Origin of the sequence: Shewanella spartinae (assembly GCF_019457555.1) — a bacterium.
In the GTDB taxonomy this organism is placed as follows: domain Bacteria; phylum Pseudomonadota; class Gammaproteobacteria; order Enterobacterales; family Shewanellaceae; genus Shewanella; species Shewanella loihica.
On record NZ_CP080418.1, the window covers coordinates 485,871 to 509,756 of the forward strand.

The following is a 23,886-nucleotide window of genomic DNA, read 5'->3' on the forward strand; positions in this document are numbered from 1 at the left end:
ATGAGAAAGGTAATGACTTCCTAGAGCCCTAAGGCACGCTGTGGCCGGTGGAGGCTTGCCAGATGCTAAACCACTCCTGCCTGTCCAGCTTTATCTCGCTGGCGTCAACGGCGGCGCTTATCCGCTCAGGATTACCGCTACCTATGATAGGCCTTGGCTGGCTCGGCAGGGCCATCACCCAGGCGTAGATGATCTGGCTGATATCGTCCGTGCCATGGTCGGCGGCTATCTTGGTCAATGTCTGGCGAAGTCGCTTGGCCTGCTCACTCTGGCTGCTGAAGATCTCGCCGCCACCTAGGCAGGACCAGGCCATGGGCGGGCAACGATACTGCTGCGCCTGATCCAGGCTGCCATCGCTCAGGGTATGCATGGCTAAGGGCGAGATCTCCAGCTGGTTGGTCACCAGGGGGCGATCCAGCCGGGACTGCAACAGGTCAAACTGGGCTGGGGTGAAGTTGGAGACGCCGAAGTGGCGCACCTTGCCGGTCTGATAGAGCTGCTCGAAGGCCTGGGCGACTTCGTCGGCATTCATCAGGGGATCTGGTCTGTGGATCAGCAGTAGATCTATCTCATCCACCCGCAGCGCCTTAAGCGAGTTATCGACGCTGGTGAGAATGTGCTGATAGCCTGTGTCATAGTGGTTGACGTAGCGCTCAGGTGTCGAGGCGAAGGCAGGCTTGATGCCGCACTTGGTGACTATCTGCATCTGCTGTCTCAGCTCGGGCTTGAGGGCCAGTGCGCGGCCAAACAGTGCCTCGCAGCTGTACTCGCCATAGATGTCCGCATGATCCATACAGGTCACGCCCAGGCTGAGATAGTGTTCGATCAACGCCAGGGTCTGCTGGGGTGTCTGTTGCCAGCTATCTAGGCGCCAGAAGCCGGCGATAAAGTGTGAGAATGTAAAGCTTTGCTGACTCATGGGCCGCTCCGTTTGGATTAATTTTTTCCATTAATAATCATTTTATTGATTTAGATTCATAAATCCTTAATTAATGCCTTCGCCGACAATGAATAGGTTTGTTGTGACCACTTTTTGCTCTATATTCGCACCAGCTCGCTTTTTTTCATGCTTATTTATTGTAGGAGCGCTATATGCTGACTGACATCGAAATTTCACGCCAAGCCAGCTTACAACCCATAGAAAGTATCGCCACTGCTTTCGGGATCTTGCCCCACGAATTAAGCCCTTACGGCAGAACCAAGGCCAAGGTTGATCTGGCTATCACCAACCGAATTAAAGATAACAAACATGGTAAGTTAGTGATAGTCACGGCGGTAACGCCGACTCCCTTCGGCGAAGGCAAGACAGTGACCAGTATCGGCCTGACCCAGGGCTTGCAGGCAATCGGCAAGAAGAGCTGCGCCTGTATCCGTCAACCCAGCATGGGACCTGTGTTTGGCATCAAGGGCGGCGCCGCCGGCGGTGGCCTGGCCCAGGTGGTGCCCATGGAAGATCTCAACCTGCATCTGACAGGTGACATACATGCGGTGACCAGCGCCCATAACTTGGCGGCCGCGGCCATCGATGCCCGCCTCTATCATGAACAACGCCTGGGCAGTGATGCCTTTCGCGAACAATCTGGGCTAGCGCCCTTAGATATCGATCCCGAGAAGATCTTATGGCGCCGGGTAGTGGATCAGAATGAGCGCAGCCTGCGCACCATCACGGTCGGCCTTGGCGAGGTCAATGGTCCAGTGCATCAGGGCGGCTTCGACATCAGCGCCGCCTCCGAGTTGATGGCGATTCTGGCGCTGAGCCGGGATCTTAAGGACCTGCGTGCCCGCATCGGTCGTATTGTGCTGGCGCAGAACAAACAGGGCGATTACATCAGCGCCGAAGATCTTGGCGTGGCCGGCGCCATGACGGCCATCATGAGTCAGGCCATCTCGCCGACCCTGATGCAGACCTTAAGTGGTGCCCCTTGTCTGATCCATGCCGGTCCCTTTGCTAACATCGCCCATGGTAACTCGTCGATCATCGCCGACGATATCGCCCTCAGGCTGGCAGATATCGTGGTGACCGAGGGGGGCTTCGGCTCAGATATGGGCTTCGAAAAATTCTGTAATATTAAGACTCGTCAGTCGGGCAATGCGCCGGATGCGGCGGTATTGGTGGTGACGGTCAAGGCGCTCAAGTCTCATAATCCTGACGCAGGTAGCGAGATGGAGAAGCTCGCCGCCGGCTATGCCAACCTCAGCTGGCACATCAGCAACGTGGCCAAGTATGGCCTGCCACTGGTGGTGGCCATCAACCGCTTCGCCGAAGATACCCTGGAGGAGCTGGACTGGCTCAAGGCCCGCGTGCTGCAAGAGGGGGTGTTTGCCTGCGAAGTCTGCGAAGCCTTTACCCAGGGCGCCGAGGGGGCGGTGGCATTGGCCAGGGCTGTGGTACGCGCCACCGAGCAGCCGAGTCAGTTCCGTTATCTTTACGAGACCAAGCAGTCTATCGAGGCCAAGCTGCTGACCATCGCCGAGGCAGGTTACGGCGCCAGCGGCATCAGTTTATCCGACACGGCCAAGTCTCAGCTGGCGCAGCTGCAACGCCAGGGATTTGATAAGCTGGCGCTCTGCATCGCAAAGACGCCCATGTCGGTCAGCCATGACCCTAAGCTCAAGGGGGCGCCACAAGGCTTTGAGCTGCCCATCGCCGAGCTGAAACTCAATGCTGGTGCCGGTTTTATCACGGCGCTTGTGGGTAAGGTGATGACCATGCCAGGACTTGGGATACGTCCCGGATATCTGAACATAGATATCGATGAGCGAGGCGAGATAACCGGGCTAGCCTAACGCTGGCAGGTCTTCCTAACTTAAAATAGATAAAAAAAAGCGCCTGCAGTTGCAGGCGCTTTTTTGTGAAGGGCTTTGTTATAAAGAGCTGTTTTTGATCCCTTACTTGCCAGTCTGGTAGATATGCACGTCGCGCTGTGGGAAAGGAATCGAGATATCTTCCTGGTCGAAGCGCATCTTCACCGCGCGGGTGATGTCCCAATACACGTCCCAGTAATCTTCTGGTTTCACCCAAGGACGCACCACGAAGTCCACCGAAGACTCGCCCAACAGGTGTAGTTTCACCGTCGGCTCAGGCTGCTTGAGCACCTTAGGATGCTCGTCGACTATGCCGCGCAGCACCTGCTCGGCCTTCTCTATGTTGTCGCCGTAGCCTATGCCGAAGGTCATGTCGACGCGGCGCTGATGTTCTACCGTGATATTGTTGATGGTGTCGCCCCATATCTTGTTGTTGGGGATGATCAGACGCTGGTTGTCCAGGGTCTTGATGGTGGTGGAGACCAGGCTCATCTGGCTCACCTTACCCGTCACGCCCGCGGCGTTGATCAGATCGCCCACATCGTAGGGACGATAGATGAGGATCATCATGCCCGAGGCGAAGTTAGACAGGGTATCTTGCAGGGCGAAACCTATGATCACACCCGCAACCCCGAAGCCGGCCAGTAGCGGCCCAAGTTCGAAGCCCAGCTGTGACAGGGCGATCATCAGACCCAGGGCAAACACTGTCTTACCCGAGAGGGAGACGAAGAAGTCTTGCAGCAGCTTGCTGAATTTAAGCTTAGAGTTGCTCACCATCTTCTTGACGATGCGCTGCACCGCCTTGCCGGCCAGATGGGCCAGGAAGAGGATCAGCAGGAAGACAAACAACTTGAACAGCAGGCCCGGGCCGTTGTCCAGCGCCTGATTCTTGGCCTGGTTCCACCACTGGTCCAGCAGGTTGCTGGCCACGTCGACGTTGAGCACGTCTTGGGTGATATCCCCTGAGATGCTAAACAGGGTCTGCTTGAGGGCTGTGGTGTCCTGGCTCATAGCATCCAGTAGCTCGATCGCCACCGACAGGCTGGCGCTGGTCAGGCTGAGTCGCTCGTTGAGGTTGGTGACCAGCGCGGTCTGCTCAGCAGTGACATCCTTACCCGCCTTGGCCGCCTCATCCACCGCCAGCTTGAGTTTGTCCTGGGTGAAATGCACCAGGCTGTTGAGCATGTCTGAGCGTTTCAGCAGTTGAGCCGTCAGCTGGGTCTTGATGGCTTGGGTATCTTCGCCCAAGGCGTCCAGCCAGGTGAGGGTCTCATATTTGGCGCTGAGGATCTCGTCGCGCTGGCGATCCCGCATGGCGAGCTTATACATGACGCCTGTGTCATTATCGCTGCCAAGCTGTTGTTTAAATTGGTCAATATCGGCGGCATAGTAGTCGGCCACCTTGTCGATGAAGGCCAGATGCTTCTGCAGCAGTGGTAGCAGGTTTGCCTTATCCAGCGGTTGCTGGTTCATCATCAGCTTGAACTTGTCGTGCAGCTGGTTGGCGTGCTCCTTGATACGGTACTCGATAAACTGCTTCATCTCGCCGTTGGCATTGCCTAGTTTAGCTATGTCTGAATCTATGGTCTGTTGCAGTTGAGTCAGTTCAGTCAGGGGCTGGGGTGTCTGGAGGGCTTCATCGGCGGTGGCGGGAAGATGGGCTAGGGCCATCATAGTCACCAGCGCCAGGGCTAAGTTGCGTAACATATTATCCGTCCTGTGTTAGCTAATGGCTGGGATCATAATCTGTTCCATCTGCGCTGTAAATTCGCAACGCGCGGCGGCGCAATCTGATAGACTAGCACTCTTTGCCGTTATTTGAGAGTTTGTTGTGCTGTGTCCTCACTGTAGTCACCCCTTTCGCGCCCAACAGGTTGCTGCCCAGCGGGGCAAGGGGCTGGATGCTCAGATCCAATGTCCCCACTGCGAGGCCTGGCTGGGTCGAAGTGCCAACCTGATGCGATTGAAGATGTTGGGTTTCTATCTGGGGCTGGTGATGCTGGTCGTGGGCTATTTCCTACCAGAGTGGCGTAACTTGACCACGCCGGTGGCGATATTTGCCGTGATGATTCTGCTGGTGACTCATATGATGGACCACCTCAAGGTGACCCAGGCGCCGCCGAGGCAAGAGGTGGACGACAGCGAGCACAGACATAAGTATCGCTAATGGGCGGGCCGTGTGAGTCGGTTAGATGATGATGCGCTTGAGCTAGGCCTGGCGCCTAGCTCATCAGAAATCTGATATGTGTGCCCGAGTCGTTATATGTCGACTCAGGCCTAAGCCGTTATTCGACGACCTGAACCTGAGCCTCGAGCGCCGCTTCGACGTAATAGATCCCGCCGAGAATGGCGACAAAGAAGATGGCGGTCCAGAACAGCATTTTGAAATTTTCGCGAAAAAATTCCTTCATAGAGAGCATTTCCTTTAAACCTTGAATGGTGAGAGTCGGTAGCCCAGAGCCGCCGCTCAATTTAGCTGTCATCTTAGTGTCACTAACTTAAGTCAGACTTAATTTTAGCCAATCTGGCCGTGATGTGGGCCACGCTTTGGGTCGGCGCATAAGTAAAATTTTCGAATAACTTTTGTTACATTCCAGCCTGAGCCACCGCCAATTCTGGCTTGACTTCATCACTCGTATCCCTAAACTTGGTCGGAATTTGAATGCGTCCAGTAGATCCCATGGCAATAAAGGTAAAAGGAAAAGTTAGAGGAGTGGCGATATGGCTTAGTGCTATATTGTTCTGCTTGTCTGTGCTTGCGCCTGCCCATAGCCTGGAACATCTGGACGAGGGCGCCACCACACACTGCACCCTGTGTATTCAAAAACTGCAGCTCAATAGCGTCTTGCCGGTTGGCGAGTTCAGCTTTAGTCTGCCCAGTCTCACGGTGGAAGTGCCGCTGCGAGAGCCCACGGCCCTTGCCGCCGTCCACGTCGACTACTTCCAGAGCCGCGCACCGCCCGCACAATCGTAATACCTCAAAAACTCAAGATAATTAATACTCTGCGCCCCATTGGCGGCGGAGTCGTTTAGCTGTTTTTTGGAGACATTATGATGAATTTCAATGCCCGCCTGTCGGCGGTTGCACTTGCCTGTGCCTGTTTGCCTAGCCTAATGCCAAGCCTAAGTTTCGCGGCGGATCCTAGCCTGACTAACCCTGCCATCAGTGCGGTGCTCGACGGTTACTATCAAAACGCCGAGCGCCCAATGTCTGAGCGTGTCGAGGGCTTTGGCCTGGGCCACACAGAGCTGGCGCTCAGCGCCAACATCGACGACATGTTCTACGGCAAGCTGACCTCGGTGATCGAGGTGCACGATGGCGAGACCGAGGTGGGACTCGAAGAGGCCTTCATTCAGACGTTGGCGATGCCCTATGGTCTGTCGATGCGCGGCGGTCGTTTCCTGTCGGATGTGGGTTACCTTAACAATCAGCATGTGCACAGCGATGCCTTCTCCGATCGTCCGGCGGCCTATCGCGCCTTCCTGGGCAGTCACTACTTCGATGACGGTGTGCGTCTGGACTATGTCGCGCCTACCGATCTCTACTGGAGCATGGGCGTCGAGGCTTTCAAGGGTGATAGCATGCGCGCCGAAGATGAACACGGCGAGCGCGAATTTAAGAGCGTCGGCGTCTACACCGCCTACACTAAGTTGGGTGGAGATATCGGCGTCAGCAGCTCCTGGCAGCTGGGTCTGAGTTATCTGCGTAACGAAAACGGTCGTCTCACCGCCCATGAGGAGCATGAAGAAGCCGTGGTGGCCGAGGATGGCCATGATCATAGCCATGCCGCCAGATACACGGGTGAGAACACCTATATGGCGGACTTCGTCTACAAGTGGGCGCCCCAGGGCAACTACAAGTATCAGCATCTGACCCTGAGCGGCGAGTATTTCCGTGTGAGCGACTATGCGCCGCTGGACGACCATGACCACGAGGCGGTCGACGATCATGATACCGCTAAGCCGGATGCCCACACGGGTTGGTATCTAAGCTCTGTGTATCAGTTCTCGCCAAACTGGTCGGCGGGTCTGCGTTACGGTCAGGTCGATACGCACCTGATGCACGATGAGCACTTCGATGCCCAGAAGCTGAAAGAGACTGAGGTGAGCCTGGCCTGGCATCACAGCCACTTCTCCACCGTGCGCCTGCAATATACTAATCAGCAAGGCACTAACTTTGACGGCATCACAGATGATAACGTCATTACTCTTCAATATGTTATGACTCTGGGGGCTCACGGTGCGCATCAATTCTAACTACTTAAAAGCTGGCGTTGCGGCGCTGGCACTGAGCTTTGCTTGTGGTGCACAGGCGAAATTGAATATCTTCGCCTGCGAGCCTGAATATGCCGCCTTGGCCAAGGAGCTGGCACCGGATGCTAAGATCTACGCCGCGACCACGGCGATGCAGGACCCGCATCAGGTGCAGGCCAGACCCAGCCTGATCGCCAAGATGCGCCAGGCGGATCTGGCGGTCTGTGCCGGTGCCGATCTCGAGGTGGGCTGGCTGCCCATGTTGCAGATGAAGTCGGCTAACGCCCAGGTGCGCTCGACCGACAAGGGGCTCTTCTATGCCGCCGAGCATACTCAGACCCTGGATAAGCTGGCCCAGGTGGATCGCAGCATGGGCGATGTCCATGCTCAGGGCAATCCACACCTGCACTTCGACCCTGAGCGTCTGCTCGAGGTGGCTAAGGCGCTGTCGGCCAAGATGGTGTCGCTGGATCCGGACAATCGCGCGGCCTACGAGTCGGCCCTGGCCGATTTCAGCCAGCGTTGGCAGGCGGCGATTGGCCGTTGGCAATCACAGGCGGCGCCGCTTAAGGGCAAGAAGGTGATCGCCTATCACACCAGCTTCCGCTACCTGTTTAACTGGTTGGGCATGGAGCAGGTGGGGGATCTCGAGCCTAAGCCTGGCCTGCCGCCAAGCACGGGGCACCTGGCCAGCCTGCAGGGGCGCGCCGGGCAGGGCGATGTGATGGCGATTATTGTCGCCTCCTATCAGGATGAGCGCGGCGCCAACTGGCTCGGTGAGCGCACCGGCCTGCCGGTGGTGAATCTGCCTATGTCGGTCGGTGGCAACGATGACGCCCAGGACCTCTTTGGCCTGTACGACAGCGTTATCCACTTGTTGCTGGGCGTGAATCGCTAGCCTGGTTTAGATCCGGCGCCCTCATTGCGGGCGCCGTTGTTCGCTTTTTGGTACTTAATCATGTTTGATCTCGATCTCTTATCAATTCTACTCCCTGCCTTCGCCGCGGGGATCTTGGTGCTCTCGACCCATGTCTTGCTGGGGAGTCAGGTGCTCAAGCGGGGCATCATCTTCATCGACCTGGCGATCGCCCAGGTGGCGGCGCTGGGGGCGATTATTGCCCACACTAACCATGAGCTGGAGCATCTGCCCTATGCCACGGTCTGGATGCCGGCTCTGTTTGCCCTGCTGGGCGCTGGGTTTATCGCCTGGCTGGCCAAGCGGATGGCCGACGAGCTGGAGGCGATCATCGGCTGCTTCTATGTGTTGTCGGCGGTGGCGGCCATGCTCTTGCTGTCCAATGACCCCCACGGCGCAGAGATGCTTAAGCAGTTGATGTCTGGGCAGATTCTCTGGGTGAACTGGTCACAGTTAATCCTACCGGCTGTGGTGTCTGGCCTGGTGCTGGCGATCATCGCGCTGCGCCCCGCCATACTCAATGGCGCCGGTTTCTATCTGCTGTTTGCCTTAGTGATCACCCTGTCGGTGGAGCTGGTGGGCGTCTATCTGGTGTTCAGCTCGCTGATTTTGCCGGCACTGGCGGTCAACAAGCTGCGCGGCAAGGGTAAGTGGCCGTTGGCCTACCTGGTGGGCTTGCTGGGCTATGGCATAGGTCTGCTGCTATCGGCCAGCTTCGATCTGCCTAGCGGCGCAGCGATCGTGGCGACCCTGGCGGTCAGCACGATAGCGTTTCGTCTGCTGCAACCCAGACTACTTAGAGAAAGTTCGATTACAAAGGTCGAGGCTAACTAGAAAAGTCGATAAAAACGACGCACTTGTGAGTTGAGCGGGTAGGGGGCAACAGGTTCCCGCCCGCTTTTTTCTTAGCTGTATTTGATTGCGGTGATGTTTTTCTACTGTTAATTCCATGACTTATATCGTTAACACTTGCCCTGTATCCTGTAAGGCTGCTAGGGGCCTAAGACGACAGGTGTAAGTCAAAAGGCCTGCTGCTATAATGTCGCCACTGAAATCACAGGAGTAAGTTGTGCTGTTAATCTTCAGATCTCTGATCTTAGCCATCATGTTGTTGTTGGCCTTTGTCTTCGGTGGCCTCTATTGTGTGCTGCGCCCCCGTCATAGAGACAATGTTCATCTGTTTGCTAAGATTTTTTCCTGGGCCGCGCCAGTCTTGGGGGTCAAGGTAGTGGTGCGCAAGCCCAAGGTGGAGCGCAGCGAGCCCTGTATCTTCCTAGCCAACCATCAGAACAATTTCGACATGTTCACCCATACGGCCGCCGTGCCAAAGGGCACAGTTAGCCTGGGCAAGAAGAGCCTGGCCTGGATCCCTTTCTTCGGCCAGATCTACTGGCTGTCGGGTAACATACTGATCGACCGTAAAAATCGTAACCGCGCCTTCGAGACCATGGCACAGACGGCGAAGAAGATTAAAGATAAGTGCCTCTCTATCTGGATCTTCCCAGAGGGCACACGCTCACGGGGCAAGGGGCTGCTGCCCTTTAAGGCTGGCGCCTTTCATACCGCCATCGAGGCGGGTGTCGCCATGGTGCCTGTGCTGGCCTCGAATCAGGAACATATTAAGCTCAACCGCTGGAACAACGGCGTGGTGATCATCGAGGTGATGGATCCCATAGAGACCAAAGGCCTGGCTAAGTCTCAGGTAAAAGAGCTTTCTACCCGGATTCATGCCATGATGGCGGAAAAACTGGCCCAGCTTAATCAGGAAGCCAGCGCCCTGATGGCCAAGAAAGCAATTAATTAAGAACATTTTTATTCGGAGAGATCCATGTCTACAGAACGTCAGCTGCAGGAACAGAAACAGGAAAACCAGGAGATCGTGGATGCGATTCTTGCCGATGGTTCTGAGCCAGATGCCGAATACACCATAGAACACCACTTCTCGGCCTCTAACTTCGACCATCTGGAGAAGGCGGCGGTGGAAGCCTTTAAGATGGGCTTCGAGGTGAACGATGCCGAAGAGATGGAGCTGGAAGATGGCTCAGTACTCTTCTGTTTCGACGCCATCGCCTACCACAAACTCGACGTGGCTTTGCTGGACAAGGCCTGTGAAGATCTGATCCAACTGGCGGCTAAGCTCAAGGTGGATTACGACGGTTGGGGCACCTACTTCATCGGCGATGAGATGGAAGATGACGACGAGGAGTACGAAGAGGAAGACTCTCGTTTCCATTAATCTTCGCGTATCTCGCATCGAGCAAAAAGCCCATCATAGATGGGCTTTTTCGTATCTGTCACAGCTTGGGTTTGACCCTATTCGGCTTCATCGGGATTGAAGATGACGCAGCAGTTACGCCCCTTCTGCTTGGCCTGATAGAGGGCGCTGTCGGCTTGGCCTAGCCACTGGGCGCTGTTGCTCAGGTGCTCGTCTATGCCGCAGATGCCGATACTCACCGTCACCTTGAGGATGGCGCTCTCGAATCTCAGCTCAGAGGCCTCGATCTTCTCCCGCAGGCGATCGGCAAAATGCAGTGCAGCCTCGGCATTGGTGTTTGACAGCACCACGGAGAACTCCTCACCGCCGTAGCGGCCGGCGCAGTCTGTGTCCCGAAGGGATTGACGCAGGATATGGGAGACATGCTGGATCACCCTGTCACCGGCGATATGGCCATAGGTGTCGTTGATTCGTTTGAAGTGATCTATGTCGAACATCACCAGTGTGGTGGGCTCGCCGTAGCGGGCATGGCGGTCGAACTCCTTTTGCATACACAGCTGCCAGTGACGGCGGTTGTGCAGCTGGGTTAGTCCATCTGTCTGGCTCAGATGCTCCAGGCGCTCGTTGGCGGCCTTGAGCTGTAGCTTGTTGATCGCCACATCGGTGACGTCATAGATGATCATGCTGATATGGGTGATCTGCCCCGTGAGGGAGGAGAGGGGCAATAGGGTCACATTCTGGTACATGAAGTCGGCGCGGCCCGTGATGGGGCGATAGTTGCCAAACTTAAACACATAGGGGCGTTGCTCCCAGCTGATGAAGGCGCGGTTCTTGAGCAGAAACACAGACTCCATCTTCTGCTTCAGCCAGTTGGCTGGCAGGTAGTCGAACTGATCGAACAGATTCTTGCCCTTGATGGAGTTGGGTGAGATGCCGCTATGGTTCTCCATGAAGCCGTTCCAGAGCTGGATGTTGTAGTCGCGATCCAGCACGACCAGGCCCACCTCTATGGTCTGCACCATATCGATTAGCCAGTGGAGTTCGTTCATTGCGCTTTGGTCATATGGCATATCTTGGTCCAACTTAATCCAGCAGGTAGCCCAGCTTATAGTTAAGCGTCGGCAAAGAGTCTTCGGTAAACAGCAGCAGGAGATCGCATTGAATATCATGGCCTTCGATGCGGTAGTTGATCTCCATCGCCAGGGTGCGGGACCATTTTTCCGAGTTGTCGTGGATAAGGTCGTTTACCGTGCAGTGACGCCCCAGCACCACGGGATGGCTCTGGCTGAATTTCATGTGCAGCTGCTCCGAGATACCACTGAGGAAGGCGCCGATAAGCACGTTGCCCGTGTCTATCATCACCTCGATCTCTGTGTTGGCATCCTCGGGATTAGCGAGTCCCATCAGCTTGGCCATATCCTGAAAGGAGGAGTCGTGAAACAGCAGCAGCGCCTCGCCGGCCACGCCAGCGCCGATAAAGCCCTGGCACAGGGCCGAAACCGTGCTGTAACGCTCGGTGGCCTTGAGGGTCATGGTGAGCTCGCTGACTTCCAGCACGTTGACGTTAGGGATTGGCAGCAGCACGAAGACATCCAGCAGCTTGGCCAGCAGATCGGCGGCGCGGCCCATGGCCACGTTGGCGACCTCCTGGCAGGCGTCGCGCAGATCCACCTCTATCATGGGGTTGTCGTTGTCTTGCTCGCCCAGGGCTATGGTGAGTATGCCGTATTCCTGGAGGATATTGCTGATGGCATCGGCGCTCACCGGCTTCTGAATAAAGTCCAGGGCGCCCAGAGCCTTCACCTTCTCGTGGGCCTTGATCTGAATGTCGCCGGAGACCACAATCACCAGGGCGGGTAGATCTTCCTTCTGAATCGTCTCCAGTACCTCGTAACCATCCATGACAGGCATATTGAGATCGAGAAACACCACTTCGCCCTTGCCGGCCCTGATCGCCTCGATACCTTCGGCACCATTGTTGGCAAAGGTGATCTCGACATCCCACTCCTTGGGCAGGGTCCTGGCCATCTGCTTGCGAGCGAGTGCGGAGTCATCGCATATGAGTACGGGAATCGACATCTAGTTATAACATCCTAATCTGCCTTCATTATTAGAAGATAACACCAAATCACTTGCTTGGTGGCTAAAAGCTTCGTCCTGAGGCAGTTTTCATCGGTTTTGTCTGTGGTAACGACAGGGTTTAATGGGACTTGCAGTTGGTCTCTTTGCCGGGGCATCTACCCCAATCCCAGGCATCCAGGCCGGGTCGCCGGGTATGTCGGCGGAGGTATATGACAAGCTTTGCCCAAAGGTTATTATCTATCAGCTTGATTAACAACCGTAAACTCTTAAGTGGCAATATTTTGACGCCAGTCAAAAAACGGACTTATGTTATATCTTTTAGGGATATTTGCCAAATGTGTTACATTCCTTCTGGACTGACCAGTAGCAGAGTTTACCTGCAGCGATTGAGGAGTAAAGGAATGCAACATCCCCACGTCACCCTGACCATAGTCGAAGGCATTGCCTGGGTAGAACTGTCACGGCCGGAAAAGTACAACGCCCTCAACTATGCGCTGTTCGACTCTATCGTGAAGGTGCAGAAGGTTATCGCCGGGCGCAGAGACGTGCGGGCGGTGATCCTCAGTGGCAGTGGCGGCAACTTCTGCTCCGGGCTGGATGTGGCCAGCGTGATGAAGTCACCCCTGCAGGCGTTTAAGTTGCTGTTTAAATGGCTGCCGGGCAATGCCAACCTGGCGCAGCGGGTCTCCATCGGCTGGCGCCGCCTGCCCGTGCCAGTGATCTGCGTGCTCGAGGGGATCTGCTATGGCGGCGGCACTCAGATAGCCTTGGGGGCCGACATGCGTATCGCTGCGCCAGACTGCCGCCTCTCTATCATGGAGGCCAAATGGGGCCTGGTGCCCGACATGGCCGGCCTGGTCGGCCTGCGGGAGCTGGTAGGTAAGGATGTGGCCATGCAGCTCACCATGACCGCCGAGGTGATCGATGCCGAGCAGGCCAAGGCCTATGGCCTAGTGACCCAGGTGAGTGAGGCGCCGCGCGAGGCCGCCGAGGTGCTGGCCTTGAGGCTGGCGAATACCTCCCCCGATGCTAACGCCGCGATCAAGTTCAGCATCAATAAGAGTTGGCGCGCCGGTGAGCGCAGCCTGCTGGCCCGGGAATCCTTGAGTCAGGTACGCCTGCTGCTGGGTAAGAACCGGGTGATTGCCGCCCTGCGTCAGACCAAAGATCCCGAGCGGCGCTACCGGCCGCGTCAGCCCTGGTGGCGCTAACCAGAACCCTTATCGCTAAGGACGGCGACATAGAGATGTCGCGGCTAAGCGAATGAGTCATAAGTAATTTTCAATGTGATCTGCTTCACACTCCGCTTCCCCAGGCGCGACTAAGCCCCTGAGGCCCGCTAGTATCCCGCTGCCAAATTTTTGATTAAGGAAAGCATGATAATGCGACAAGGGTTCGAACGATTTCTCTGGAGTAGCCGCCTCTCTGTGATGATAGGGGTGTTTGCCTGTGTGCTAGCGGCCTTTGTGGTGTTTATCATGGGGGTGAAGGACGTGGTCCACATGGTCGCCCTGCTGTGGGACTATGTGCTGACCGGCAGCTACGAGGTGCGCAACGATCTTGTGATGGTGGTGGTCGAGATCTTAGATACCTTCCTGCTGGGCTCTGTGTTGCTCATCTTCGCCTTCGGCCTGTATGAGCTGTTTATCAGTAACTTGCAGGCGGCGGAAGACAGTGTCGCTGGCGGTAAGATATTGGTGATCAGCAGCATAGACTCGCTCAAGAGTAAGCTGGGTAAAGTGATTCTTATGATGTTGATCATCAAGGTGTTCTCTTACTTTACCGAGATGAAGCCCACCTCAATGCTCGAGCTGCTCTACATGGGCGTCATCGTCGTGCTGATCGCCCTGGCCCTGATGTTGAGTAAAGACAAGAAGTAAAAGGCAAGAAGTAAAAGACAAGAAGTAAGGGACTAGATACCCAAGCTTTATGGATAGGCCCGCAGGATGCGCTGGGCGAAGCCCTGCACCAGGGTCAGCACATCCTGCCAGGCGCTGGGCTGATCCAGGTTTAACGCCAATCGCTGCTGCTCATAACGCAGCGGCTCCCCCATGGGGGAGAGAGCCTTGCGGGCCTTCTGGGTCGCCAGCGAGGCGGGCAGTCCGTCCGGCGATTGAATATCCAGTACCGGCAGCGCCAGCTTGGCCAGCTTGCCCGGCAGATCGCGATTCTCCTCATCCTGTTCAAGATAAGGGTTGATCACCACCAGTAGATCTGGGCTCGGCAGCGTTGCAGCCGTCAGCATCTCGATAACCAGGCCGGCGCTTTGGCCGGTAACTATCAGTATGCGTTTACCTGGATAACTCTTGCCGAGAGAGTCTAGCTGACCCAGGGTCTGACTCATCACCGTCTTCTGTTGCTCCCGCAGCGCCGCCCACTCCTCCTGGCTGTATTTAGGCAGACTCTGATTACTCTTCTGGCTAAGCTGCTGCTCGCCCGGCTTAGGGATCTCACCGGCATCAGTAATATGGTTAGGCTGCGCCGCACCCTGGGGCGCGCCTATGCTGAGGGTCGCCCAGCCCTTGGGCGTCAGCTCGCGCCTGAGAAAGGCTAGCAGTCCCTCAGGGTCGGCGTCCTCGCCTAAATCTCCTAATAAGACTGCCGCACCATATTGATTTCGCCCCTGCCAGGGACGCACCAATACAGCTTGCTCAGCATCGCCTAGGGTGATCTTTTCCACCTCGGCAGGCGGCAGGTAATCATAATCCGGCGTGGCACTGCGCTGGGCTATGGCCATAGCGGGAATTAGGGTCAGGCTCATCAGAGCGAGCAGGGAGAGGCTAAGCTGTGTGGCGCGTAGAGTCATCGGCATCTAAAGTCATTGGGCGTTTACTTTGGCTATGGCGTCAGTATAAGCCTAAGTGCTTGCCATTGGCGATAAAATGCAGAAGAAGCAGGCACCGACTAGAAGTCGGTGCCAGTGGAAGAGGTGTAGCGCTAAGGGCAGATTAGGCGTGGCTGACCAGTACCAGACGCACGGCGTCTAGCTGCAGCTGACAGGCATCTAAGTAGTTGCCCAGCTCGACCATCTGATTTCTCAGGTGCTCCAGCTCCTCGTCACGAATGTTGGGATTGACCGCCTTGAGGGCCTCCAGTCGCTCCAGCTCTGCGGTGAGCTGCTGGGTCATCTTGTTGCTGGCCTCTTCGGTCAGCTGCTTCATCGCCGCCAGGGCAAACTCCTCACCCTTGGCAAACAGCGGATGCAGCAGGGTCTGCGAGGCATTCACCAGCTTGCTGGCGATATGGCGGTTGACCGCGCTCAGCTGCTTGTCGAAGCTCTCGTAGCTGACATTCTGCGACAGGTTGTTGCCATTCTTGTCCAGCAGCACGCGTACCGGGGTCGGTGGCATGTAGCGGTAGAGCTGGCTCGAGCGCGGCGCCGAGGCATCGGCCATATAGATCAGCTCCAAGAAGATGGTGCCCGCAGGTAGTGCCTTGTTTTTGAGCACGGCGACGCTGGTGGTGCCTGTCTCGGAAGAGGTGATCAGATCCAGCCCCGTCTGCACCAGCGGGTGCTCCTGGGTGATCAGGGCGATATCGTCGCGTGACAGCGCCATCTCGCGGTCGAAGGTGACGGTAATGCCATCTTCCGGCAGACCCGGGTAGGTCGGGAACATCATGTGCTCGCTCGGGTGCAACACTATGGCATTCTCGCCGCTGTCTTCCTGCTCGACGCCTATGATATCCCACAGGCGGATCACAGAGCCGATCAGCTGGGTGTCCTGATCGCGGGCCGCCAGACTCTCCACCAACTTCTGCGCCTTGTCGCCGCCATGGGAGTTGATCTCCAGCAGCTTGTCGCGGCCCTGTTCCATCGCCTTCTTCAGCGCCTTGTAGCGGCTCTGGGTGTGGTTGAGCAGCTGGGTGAACTTGTCTTCGTCGCGGTAGACCAGCTGGGTCAGCAGCTCCTCGGAAAACTCGTTAAACAGAATATGGCCGGTAGGGCAGGTCTGCTCGAAGGCGTTCAGTCCCTTGTGGTACCAGTTCATCAGGTTTTCCTGGGCCGTGTTGGCCAGGTAAGGCAGATGGATCTCGACATCGTTGGCCTGACCGATACGGTCCAGACGGCCGATGCGCTGCTCCAGCAGATCCGGATTCAGCGGCAGATCGAACAGCACCAGGTGGCTGGCAAACTGGAAGTTACGACCTTCCGATCCGATTTCGCTACAGATCAGTGCCTGGGCGCCGCCGCTTTCCTGGGCGAAGTAGGCGCCGGCCTTGTCGCGCTCTATGATAGACATACCTTCGTGGAAGACGGTGGCCTGAATCCCTTCACGGGTACGCAGGGCCTCTTCCAGGCTCAGGGCGGTCTCCGCCTGGCTGGCGATGATCAGCACCTTCTTGCTGCGATGGTTCTTAAGGAAATCGATCAGCCAGTCGACCCTAGGGTCGAACTTCCACCAACTGGCGCTATCACTCTCGAAGGCCTGATATAGCTTCTCTGGGCTCAGGGCCTGTTTCACCTTGGCGGTCAGATCTGTCTGGCCACCCATCATGTCAGACACCCTGGCGGCAGTCTCATACTGAGCCGGCATGGTCTGTGGGTGTGCGTTGAAGATACGGGTCGGGAAGCCCTTCACCGAGGCGCGGCTGTTGCGATAGAGCACACGGCCGGTGCCGTGTCTGTCTAACAGCTCCTGCAGCAGCTCGCTGCGGGCCTGGTCGCGTTGTTCGTTATCGACGCTCTCATCTTCAATCAGACGCAGCGCCGGGGTGATATCTTTCTCGTTGAGCAGCTCGGTCAGGCTGGCAACGGCCTCGTCGGGCAGACGCTTCCCGCTGGCCAGAGCATCGGCGGCGCTGGCCACCTCTTTATAGCTCTCCTCCTCTTTGAGGAAGGCCTGATAGTCGTAGAAACGGTCTGGATCCAGCAGACGAAGACGGGCGAAGTGGCTCTGGTGGCCCAGCTGATCCGGGGTGGCGGTCAGTAGCAGCACGCCGGGCACCACTTCACTCAGGGCCTCGACCACGCGGTAGGCGCGGCTCGGCGCCTCTTCGGTCCACTCCAGGTGGTGGGCCTCGTCGACCACCATGAGATCCCAGTCGGCATCCAGGGCCTGATCCAGGCGCTTCTTCTTACGCAGCAGCTCGAGTGAACAGATCACCAGCTGCTCTGTGTAGAAGGGGTTGTCGTGGTCGGCGTAGGCCTCGACGCATCTGTCTTCATCAAACACAGAGAAGCGCAGGTTGAAACGGCGCAGCATCTCCACCAACCACTGATGGCGTAGGGTGTCTGGCACTATGATCAGGATACGCTCGGCGCGGCCGGTCAGCAGCTGCTGATGGATGATCAGGCCGGCTTCGATGGTCTTACCCAGGCCCACCTCGTCCGCCAATAAGACGCGCGGCGCGAAGCGCTGGCCCACTTCATGGGCAATCCACTGCTGATGGGGGATCAGGCCGACGCGAGGACCCTGTAGGCCCAGCAGATCTGAGGTGGCCAGCTTATGACGCAGCAGCTGGCTCTGATAGCGCACGCCGAATCTGTCCAGACGGTCGATCTGGCCGGCAAACAGTCTGTCTTGGGGCTTGTTGAAACGAATATTGTGGTTAAGCAGCGTCTCTCTGAGGCTGACCTCTTCGCCGGTCTCGGTGTGGATACCGTGGTAGATCACCAGCTGGTTCTTCTCTTCGATCTCGCTGACCTTGAGACTCCATCCTTCGTGACTCTCAATGATATCGCCAGGGTTATAGATCACTCGGGTTAGCGGGGCATCGTCGCGGGCAAACATGCGGTTTTCGTCAGTGGCGGGGAACATCAGGGTGACCATACGGCCTTCGAGTCCAATGACAGTACCTAAACCGAGTTCCGATTCGGTATCACTAATCCAACGTTGACCTAAGGAAAAGGGCATTTACAAATTCTCATCTACAGGGTGAATCACGAAAGGGCGCGTATGTTATCCAATCGAGACTATGATGTCGAACATATCTGACCCGTAATTGCCTCGTTAAAAATACTAATTAGATTACAAATTATCCAATCAGATCGGCCGCCGCCCGCCTTGTCATCTTAATGTCATTTTAGGCCACCAGTCTCGAATTGGGTCGGGCGATTTTCTGGACAAGTTTCCGTTGAAGCCGTGAGATTTTGGTGTCAGTATGGATTTAATCCCTAAGTGCTTTATTGCGCGTCACTATACTGACAGAGAAGGAGGCTAATTACCCGCTCAGCTCGCTTGACTACAAATATAACACCCTACGCACAAGTGGAGGCGCCATGGAACAAGACGACAAGAAGTTGTTTGTACTGGATACCAATGTGTTACTGCATGAACCCTTAGCCATCTATTCGTTTAAGGAGCATGATGTCGTAGTCCCCATGACTGTCCTTGAAGAGTTGGATCAGATCAAAGACAGGAAACGAGATGTTAGCCGAGATGCCCGAGTCGCCATTCGCGCATTGGAAGACATACTCGGCGGGCAGACCACCCCAGAAGAGATTGTCAGCGGGGTGCCCTTGCCCAAACGCGAAGGACACGGTGACGCAGTAGGTTCCCTCTCTATCTTCCCCGACCATCAACTCGAATTTACCCAGGCATCTCTGCCCGGCGACAACAACGACAACCGCATCATCAACACAGCACTGCATCTGCAGAATCAGTTTGCCCCACGCCATGTGGTGCTGGTGACCAAAGATATCAACATGCGCCTCAAGGCCAAGGGCGCCGGCATCAATCTGGTCGAAGATTATCGCACCGACCAACTGATCGACGACATTCGCTTCCTCACCAAAGGTTTCCATCAGTTTGAGGGGGATTTCTGGGCGCGCAAGGAACATGTGAATACCGAGACTCAGGGGCGTCATACGGTGCATCGGGTGCCAGTTAAGGAGGTGGGTGAAGAGAACTTCTATACCAACCAATACCTTATCGACGAAGACTCCAACTTCTGCGGCCGGGTACTGAGCAACAACGACGAAGAGCTGGAGATATTGGATCTCGGCCGCGACCGTCTGCTTAACCTGGATGCTTGGGGCATCAAGCCTAAGAACGTCTACCAGGGGATGGCGATGCAGGCGCTGCTGGATCCCGATATCGATCTGGTGATCCTCACCGGCCCCGCCGGCTGTGGTAAGACGCTACTGGCCATGGCGGCGGCCCTGGAGATGGTGGTGGAGCGCGGCCTCTACGATAAAGTTATCGTGACCCGTAACACGCCAGAGATCGCCGAGTCTATCGGCTTCCTACCTGGCACAGAGGAGGAGAAGATGGCGCCCTGGCTGGCGGCCATTACCGATACCCTGGAGGTGCTGCACAAGCATGACGTTAACCCCAGCGGCAGCATGAACTACATCATGGACAAGGCCAACATTCAGTTTAAGTCGATCAACTTCATGCGCGGACGTTCGATACAGAACTCTGTGGTGCTGCTGGATGAGTGTCAAAACCTGACCGCCTCGCAGATCAAGACGATGATCACCCGTATGGGCGAGGGGACTAAGCTGATCTGTAGCGGCAACCTGGCGCAGATCGATTCTAACTATCTGACGGCGGTGACCTCGGGACTCACCTATATCGTCGAGCGCTTTAAAAACTTCGATGGCAGTGCCAATGTCTACCTCAACGGCGTGGTGCGCTCTCGTCTGGCAGAGTTTGCCGAGGAAAACCTCTAACCGCTTAGGCGGCCACCGACGGCAAAAGACTCCCTGGTGGAGTCTTTTGTCTAAAGTAAGGGCGATCTTGTGGGTCTGCGCCAATGCGCCAGCCCTGTGCCAGCCTGACGACTGAGATCATTCTGGCAAAAGCGACTCCCCTTTGTATTCCATTGGGCTGGCTTCCTGATACTATATGCAGAATATGATGCGCCGCTCCGGGTTAGCCCAAGGGCAGATGCTTGTTTTCAAAGGTAATCAATGAAGTCGACAGAGCCGGACTTACAGCTTAAGTCTCCGATTCAAAAAAACTACAATCGCGCGGTTTTCTATACCTATATCGGCGTGATCATCATGGCGTTGCTGACGGCCTGGATCTTCTTCGAGCGTCAAAAGACCCAGATGATGGATCAGCGTGAAGAGCTGGTCGAGCGTCACGTGTTGCAGATCGACCTCCTGTTGGAATCCAGTATCCGCGCGGTAAAGAGCCTGCGCAACGTGGCGGTGGATCACCTGCGTCTGGGTGAGCTGGTGCGTACCGACCGTCTACCCCAGTATGAGAAGTTCAACGAGAGCGGCCAGTTCTTCACCCTTGAGCCCAGCTATGCCCAGAGCGGCAAGCCCTTCACCAATATGGGTCGGATCACGGGCGCGGGCTCGCTCAATGGCCGCAGCGACAAGTTTTATCAGGAATTGGAGATGCTGTTCGAGCTCTCCCTCTCCTTCCCGGTGGCCCGACAGGCGGCGCCCAAGGCCTCCTCTATCTACTACATCTCCAAACATAGGATGATGTCGTACTACCCCTGGCCCTCGGATGAGCAGCGTTTTCGCGACGAGCTGCTGAAGAAGCAGCAGTTCCAGCTGGTCACCCCGGCGATGAACCCACAGCGCAGCGTGGCCTGGAGCCCCGCCTATGTGGAGCCCAACGGCAAGGGGCTGTTGACCACGGTCGGCGTGCCCATCTATCTGGAAGATGAGTTTATCGGCTCCATCAACCTGGACATGACTCTCTCCTCACTGGATAAGCAGATCCGCCTCTACTTCAAGATGCCGGGCACGGTTATCCTGCTGGATCAGCAGAACAACATTCTCTCCCACAGCGATATCGACGCCGCCGACATCAACCGCGTCTTCCATATCAGCCAGAAGATCCCCTCGGCGCTGCACTCGGTGCCCGAGTCTGAGCTGTTCGATGCCCATGAGGGGATCATGCGCAACGGCTATTATATCCACTCGGTGGCCCTGCAGAACGCCCCCTGGCGCCTGCTCTATCTGCAGGATGAGAACGAGCTGTTTAAGGACTCCTGGGAGAAGCTGGAGCTGACCTTCCTGCTGGTGGTGATCGCCCTGTCTGTGTTGGTGACCATAGTGCACTGGCAGACCCGCCGCTCCTTCGTTAACCCGGCGTCGCGCCTGCTGTCCCATCTGGAGGGCTGCTCTCAGGAGCCACGCAAGCCACCGGCCAAGATCACCCAGGGCTGGGAGCCCTGGTTCCAGCTGGTGAGTCGCATCTTCGAAGAAAACCAGCAATATACCCGTCACCTGGCGGAGCAGAATCGTCGCCTGGATAACCTGGTGGCGCGGCGCACCGAGCGCCTCAAGGAGACCACGGAGCGGCGCGAGCGGGAATACGCCCTGTTGCGCTCCCTGCTGGACTCCATCCCAGAGGCGATCATCTTCAAGGATAAAGAGGGTAAATACCTGGGCTGTAACAAGTCCGCCGAACGCATGCTGGGTTATACCGAGAGCGAGATGATAGGCCAGGATTCCCAGACCATGACCAGCAATGAGCAGTCGATGCGGATCCGCGCCGAGGATGAGCGGGTGCTGTCCGAGCGCACGCCGCTGCGCTACCAGGAGAAGGTGGAGCTGGCGGGCAAGCCGGTGCTGCTCGATACCCTCAAGCTGCCTTTCTATAACCGCCGTGGCGAGCTGCTGGGCCTGATTGCCGTGTGGCGTGACGTGACCAGAGAGTACGAATCCGCCGAGCAGCTCAGGCTGTCGGAGGAGCGTTATCACCTGGCGATGGACGCGGTAGAAGATGGCCTGTGGGACTGGTATCTGGATTCCGAGCAGATCATCTGTAACCCGGCCTACTACTCTATGCTCGGCTATAAGAGCAACGAATTCCCGGCCCTGGTCTCCACCATAGACGAGCTGGTGCATCCAGACGATCGCATCCGGGTACAGGAGTATCGCGAGCAATACCTGGCGGATCCTATCGGCGCCTACGACGTGGAATTCCGTATGCGCGGCAAGAGCGGCATGTACCACTGGGTGCTCAGCCGTGGCCGTGTGGTGGAGTTCACCTCGGACAATCAGCCTAAGCGTATGGTGGGTACCCACAAGGATATTACCCGTCATAAGAGCAACGAGGTGGCGCTACTGGAGGCCAAGCAGGACGCCGAATCGGCCAACCTCTATAAGAGTGAGTTCCTGGCCAACATGAGTCACGAGATCCGCACGCCGATGAACGCCATTATCGGTATGTTGCAGCTGGCCAGTCGCACTCAGTTGACGCCACAGCAGGCGGATTATCTGGATAAGGCGGGCTTCTCGGCCCAGTCACTGCTGCGCATCATCAACGACATCCTCGACTTCTCTAAGATCGAGGCCGGTAAGCTTGAGCTGGAACGGGTCGCCTTCCCACTGGATAAGGTGCTGGACCACGCCCTGGATCTCAACGCCCTCAAGGCGCAGGAGAAGGGGGTCGAGCTGCTGCTGTATGCTCCTGTCACCGCTGGGCTTATCCTCGAAGGAGATCCCCTGCGTTTGGGTCAGGTGCTGATCAACATGCTCAGCAATGCGGTGAAATTTACCCAGAGCGGCGAGATTGAGCTGGGTTGTGAAGATGTGGGCGAGCGGGATCACCGCATCACCCTCAAGTTCTGGGTACGCGACACCGGTATAGGGATCAGCAAGGAGCAGCAGGAGAGCCTGTTCGACGCCTTCGCCCAGGCCGACGGCTCGACCACCCGCAAGTATGGCGGCACGGGTCTGGGTCTCTCCATCAGTAAACATCTGGTTTCCATGATGGGCGGCACCATGCAGGTGCAGAGTGAGCTGGGGGTCGGCAGTACCTTCAGCTTCACCATCAGCTTCGAGATCGCCGAAGAGGCCGAGGTGAAGCCGCTTATCGTGCCCGAGGTGATCGGCAACCTGAAGACGCTGGTGGTGGACGACAACCCCACGGCGCTGCAGATCTATTCTACCGCCATGCGTGACTTCCACTTCGACGTGGACACAGCATCCAACGGCGCCGAGGCGCTATACAAGCTGGAGCACAGGCCGGTGGATCTACTGCTGCTGGACTGGATGATGCCAGAGATGGATGGGGTCGAGGTGATCAAGGCGCTGGACGCCATGGTGGCCGACGGCCGCCTGGAGAAGCGCCCGGTGATCATCATGATGACCGCCTACGCCTCTGAGCCACTCAAGGAAGATCTGGACGATCTCGACATCTACGCCATGTTGCAGAAGCCGTTCAAGGCCTCGGCCCTGTTCGACGAGATCATCGCCGCCTTCATCGACAAGCCTAAGATCAATCCGGCGGCCGCGCTGCCGGTGGAAGGCAACGCCACGGGCACAGGGCAGATCCTGCTGGTGGAAGACAACTTCATCAACCAGCAAGTGGCGACCGAGCTGCTCAAGAGCGCGGGTTACGAGGTGGATGTGGCCGAGAATGGTCAGGTGGCCCTGGATATGGTGGACGCCAAGCAGTACGACGCCGTGCTGATGGATATTCAGATGCCAGTGATGGACGGTCTGACGGCCACCAAGGAGCTGCGTAAGCGCTACACCAAGGAGGAGCTGCCGGTGATCGCCATGACGGCCCACGCCATGTCGGGGGATCGCGAGAAGAGCCTGGCGGCGGGCATGAACGCCCACATCACTAAGCCTATCGTGCTCAACGAGCTGTTCGACACCCTGGCCCAGTGGATAGTGCGTCACTAATCAGACAATGCAATGCGCATGTGCGAGAAGAGAAGGGGCCCTGGCCCCTTTTTTATGCCTGTGGCT

The 23,886-nt window shown here is 56.8% G+C and carries 19 protein-coding genes; 12 read left to right on the forward strand and 7 right to left on the reverse strand.

Features of this window, described 5'->3' with window-relative positions:
- Positions 1-28: 28 nt before the first annotated feature.
- On the reverse strand, positions 29-919 hold the full coding sequence (locus K0I31_RS02250; RefSeq protein WP_220079753.1) for an aldo/keto reductase: 891 nt from the start codon (positions 917-919) through the stop codon (positions 29-31).
- A gap of 173 nt (positions 920-1,092) precedes the next feature.
- Here K0I31_RS02250 and K0I31_RS02255 point away from each other — a divergent pair, with 173 nt between their 5' ends.
- Entirely contained in the window at positions 1,093-2,787 is a 1,695-nt protein-coding gene (locus tag K0I31_RS02255; RefSeq protein WP_220079754.1) for a formate--tetrahydrofolate ligase, read from the forward strand.
- Between the two features lie 102 nt (positions 2,788-2,889).
- Here the strand turns inward: K0I31_RS02255 and K0I31_RS02260 are convergent, their stop codons facing one another.
- Positions 2,890-4,512, reverse strand: a complete 1,623-nt coding sequence (locus K0I31_RS02260; RefSeq protein WP_011864250.1) for a mechanosensitive ion channel family protein — start codon at positions 4,510-4,512, stop codon at positions 2,890-2,892.
- A gap of 124 nt (positions 4,513-4,636) precedes the next feature.
- Here K0I31_RS02260 and K0I31_RS02265 point away from each other — a divergent pair, with 124 nt between their 5' ends.
- Positions 4,637-4,972, forward strand: a complete 336-nt coding sequence (locus tag K0I31_RS02265; RefSeq protein WP_220079755.1) for a hypothetical protein — start codon at positions 4,637-4,639, stop codon at positions 4,970-4,972.
- 118 nt (positions 4,973-5,090) lie between these two features.
- Here the strand turns inward: K0I31_RS02265 and K0I31_RS02270 are convergent, their stop codons facing one another.
- Positions 5,091-5,288: a hypothetical protein gene (locus K0I31_RS02270; RefSeq protein ID WP_150099935.1), complete on the reverse strand. Its 198-nt coding sequence runs from the start codon at positions 5,286-5,288 to the stop codon at positions 5,091-5,093.
- A 230-nt stretch (positions 5,289-5,518) separates the two neighbouring features.
- Between K0I31_RS02270 and K0I31_RS02275 the strand changes: the two genes are divergently transcribed.
- The 6 genes from K0I31_RS02275 (at position 5,519) to rraB (ending at position 10,211) form a co-directional block, all read left to right on the forward strand.
- Positions 5,519-5,779 carry an ABC-type zinc uptake system zinc chaperone gene (locus K0I31_RS02275; RefSeq protein WP_258406159.1) on the forward strand — a complete coding sequence of 87 codons (261 nt, stop codon included), beginning with the start codon at positions 5,519-5,521 and terminating at the stop codon, positions 5,777-5,779.
- A 77-nt stretch (positions 5,780-5,856) separates the two neighbouring features.
- Positions 5,857-7,062 carry a hypothetical protein gene (locus tag K0I31_RS02280; RefSeq protein WP_220072941.1) on the forward strand — a complete coding sequence of 402 codons (1,206 nt, stop codon included), beginning with the start codon at positions 5,857-5,859 and terminating at the stop codon, positions 7,060-7,062.
- Positions 7,046-7,957: a metal ABC transporter solute-binding protein, Zn/Mn family gene (locus K0I31_RS02285; protein WP_220079756.1), complete on the forward strand. Its 912-nt coding sequence runs from the start codon at positions 7,046-7,048 to the stop codon at positions 7,955-7,957. Before K0I31_RS02280 ends, K0I31_RS02285 begins: the two co-directional genes overlap by 17 nt.
- A 60-nt stretch (positions 7,958-8,017) precedes the next feature.
- Positions 8,018-8,809 carry a metal ABC transporter permease gene (locus tag K0I31_RS02290; RefSeq protein WP_220079757.1) on the forward strand — a complete coding sequence of 264 codons (792 nt, stop codon included), beginning with the start codon at positions 8,018-8,020 and terminating at the stop codon, positions 8,807-8,809.
- A gap of 235 nt (positions 8,810-9,044) precedes the next feature.
- Positions 9,045-9,779, forward strand: a complete 735-nt coding sequence (locus tag K0I31_RS02295; protein WP_220079758.1) for a 1-acylglycerol-3-phosphate O-acyltransferase — start codon at positions 9,045-9,047, stop codon at positions 9,777-9,779.
- A gap of 24 nt (positions 9,780-9,803) precedes the next feature.
- The gene (gene rraB / locus K0I31_RS02300; RefSeq protein ID WP_220079759.1) at positions 9,804-10,211 is read left to right on the forward strand and encodes a ribonuclease E inhibitor RraB; all 408 of its coding nucleotides are present in this window, start codon (positions 9,804-9,806) and stop codon (positions 10,209-10,211) included.
- Positions 10,212-10,288: 77 nt separating this feature from the next.
- Here the strand turns inward: rraB and K0I31_RS02305 are convergent, their stop codons facing one another.
- Both K0I31_RS02305 and K0I31_RS02310 read right to left on the reverse strand, forming a co-directional pair.
- Positions 10,289-11,260, reverse strand: a complete 972-nt coding sequence (locus K0I31_RS02305; protein ID WP_220044081.1) for a GGDEF domain-containing protein — start codon at positions 11,258-11,260, stop codon at positions 10,289-10,291.
- A 13-nt stretch (positions 11,261-11,273) separates the two neighbouring features.
- Positions 11,274-12,269, reverse strand: coding sequence for a response regulator (locus K0I31_RS02310; RefSeq protein WP_011864259.1), 996 nt, complete (start codon positions 12,267-12,269; stop codon positions 11,274-11,276).
- A gap of 404 nt (positions 12,270-12,673) precedes the next feature.
- Between K0I31_RS02310 and K0I31_RS02315 the strand changes: the two genes are divergently transcribed.
- A complete protein-coding gene (locus K0I31_RS02315; protein WP_220079760.1) occupies positions 12,674-13,483 on the forward strand; it encodes a crotonase/enoyl-CoA hydratase family protein in 810 nt (269 codons plus the stop codon).
- A 171-nt stretch (positions 13,484-13,654) separates the two neighbouring features.
- Positions 13,655-14,152 (forward strand): YqhA family protein, encoded by a 498-nt coding sequence (locus K0I31_RS02320; RefSeq protein WP_144199921.1) that lies wholly within the window; start codon positions 13,655-13,657, stop codon positions 14,150-14,152.
- 47 nt (positions 14,153-14,199) lie between these two features.
- Here the strand turns inward: K0I31_RS02320 and K0I31_RS02325 are convergent, their stop codons facing one another.
- Together K0I31_RS02325 and rapA are read right to left on the reverse strand one after the other, a co-directional pair.
- Positions 14,200-15,084 (reverse strand): DUF3530 family protein, encoded by an 885-nt coding sequence (locus tag K0I31_RS02325; protein WP_220079761.1) that lies wholly within the window; start codon positions 15,082-15,084, stop codon positions 14,200-14,202.
- A 136-nt stretch (positions 15,085-15,220) separates the two neighbouring features.
- The gene (rapA, locus tag K0I31_RS02330; RefSeq protein ID WP_220079762.1) at positions 15,221-18,127 is read right to left on the reverse strand and encodes an RNA polymerase-associated protein RapA; all 2,907 of its coding nucleotides are present in this window, start codon (positions 18,125-18,127) and stop codon (positions 15,221-15,223) included.
- Between the two features lie 365 nt (positions 18,128-18,492).
- Here rapA and K0I31_RS02335 point away from each other — a divergent pair, with 365 nt between their 5' ends.
- Together K0I31_RS02335 and K0I31_RS02340 are read left to right on the forward strand one after the other, a co-directional pair.
- Positions 18,493-19,887, forward strand: coding sequence for a PhoH family protein (locus K0I31_RS02335; protein WP_144199915.1), 1,395 nt, complete (start codon positions 18,493-18,495; stop codon positions 19,885-19,887).
- Between the two features lie 240 nt (positions 19,888-20,127).
- Positions 20,128-23,820 carry a response regulator gene (locus K0I31_RS02340; protein WP_011864265.1) on the forward strand — a complete coding sequence of 1,231 codons (3,693 nt, stop codon included), beginning with the start codon at positions 20,128-20,130 and terminating at the stop codon, positions 23,818-23,820.
- The last annotated feature ends 66 nt before the right edge of the window (positions 23,821-23,886 follow it).

Bases quoted from the DNA above. Each gene is read 5' to 3' on its own strand.
- K0I31_RS02325 (WP_220079761.1), bottom strand. From the start codon at position 15,084: ATGCCGATGACTCTACGCGCCACACAGCTTAGCCTCTCCCTGCTCGCT.
- K0I31_RS02315 (WP_220079760.1), top strand. From the start codon at position 12,674: ATGCAACATCCCCACGTCACCCTGACCATAGTCGAAGGCATTGCCTGG.
- K0I31_RS02250 (WP_220079753.1), bottom strand. From the start codon at position 919: ATGAGTCAGCAAAGCTTTACATTCTCACACTTTATCGCCGGCTTCTGG.
- K0I31_RS02310 (WP_011864259.1), bottom strand. From the start codon at position 12,269: ATGTCGATTCCCGTACTCATATGCGATGACTCCGCACTCGCTCGCAAG.
- K0I31_RS02260 (WP_011864250.1), bottom strand. From the start codon at position 4,512: ATGTTACGCAACTTAGCCCTGGCGCTGGTGACTATGATGGCCCTAGCC.
- K0I31_RS02320 (WP_144199921.1), top strand. From the start codon at position 13,655: ATGCGACAAGGGTTCGAACGATTTCTCTGGAGTAGCCGCCTCTCTGTG.
- rapA (WP_220079762.1), bottom strand. From the start codon at position 18,127: ATGCCCTTTTCCTTAGGTCAACGTTGGATTAGTGATACCGAATCGGAA.
- rraB (WP_220079759.1), top strand. From the start codon at position 9,804: ATGTCTACAGAACGTCAGCTGCAGGAACAGAAACAGGAAAACCAGGAG.
- K0I31_RS02255 (WP_220079754.1), top strand. From the start codon at position 1,093: ATGCTGACTGACATCGAAATTTCACGCCAAGCCAGCTTACAACCCATA.
- K0I31_RS02280 (WP_220072941.1), top strand. From the start codon at position 5,857: ATGATGAATTTCAATGCCCGCCTGTCGGCGGTTGCACTTGCCTGTGCC.
- K0I31_RS02290 (WP_220079757.1), top strand. From the start codon at position 8,018: ATGTTTGATCTCGATCTCTTATCAATTCTACTCCCTGCCTTCGCCGCG.
- K0I31_RS02340 (WP_011864265.1), top strand. From the start codon at position 20,128: ATGAAGTCGACAGAGCCGGACTTACAGCTTAAGTCTCCGATTCAAAAA.
- K0I31_RS02270 (WP_150099935.1), bottom strand. From the start codon at position 5,288: ATGACAGCTAAATTGAGCGGCGGCTCTGGGCTACCGACTCTCACCATT.
- K0I31_RS02335 (WP_144199915.1), top strand. From the start codon at position 18,493: ATGGAACAAGACGACAAGAAGTTGTTTGTACTGGATACCAATGTGTTA.
- K0I31_RS02305 (WP_220044081.1), bottom strand. From the start codon at position 11,260: ATGCCATATGACCAAAGCGCAATGAACGAACTCCACTGGCTAATCGAT.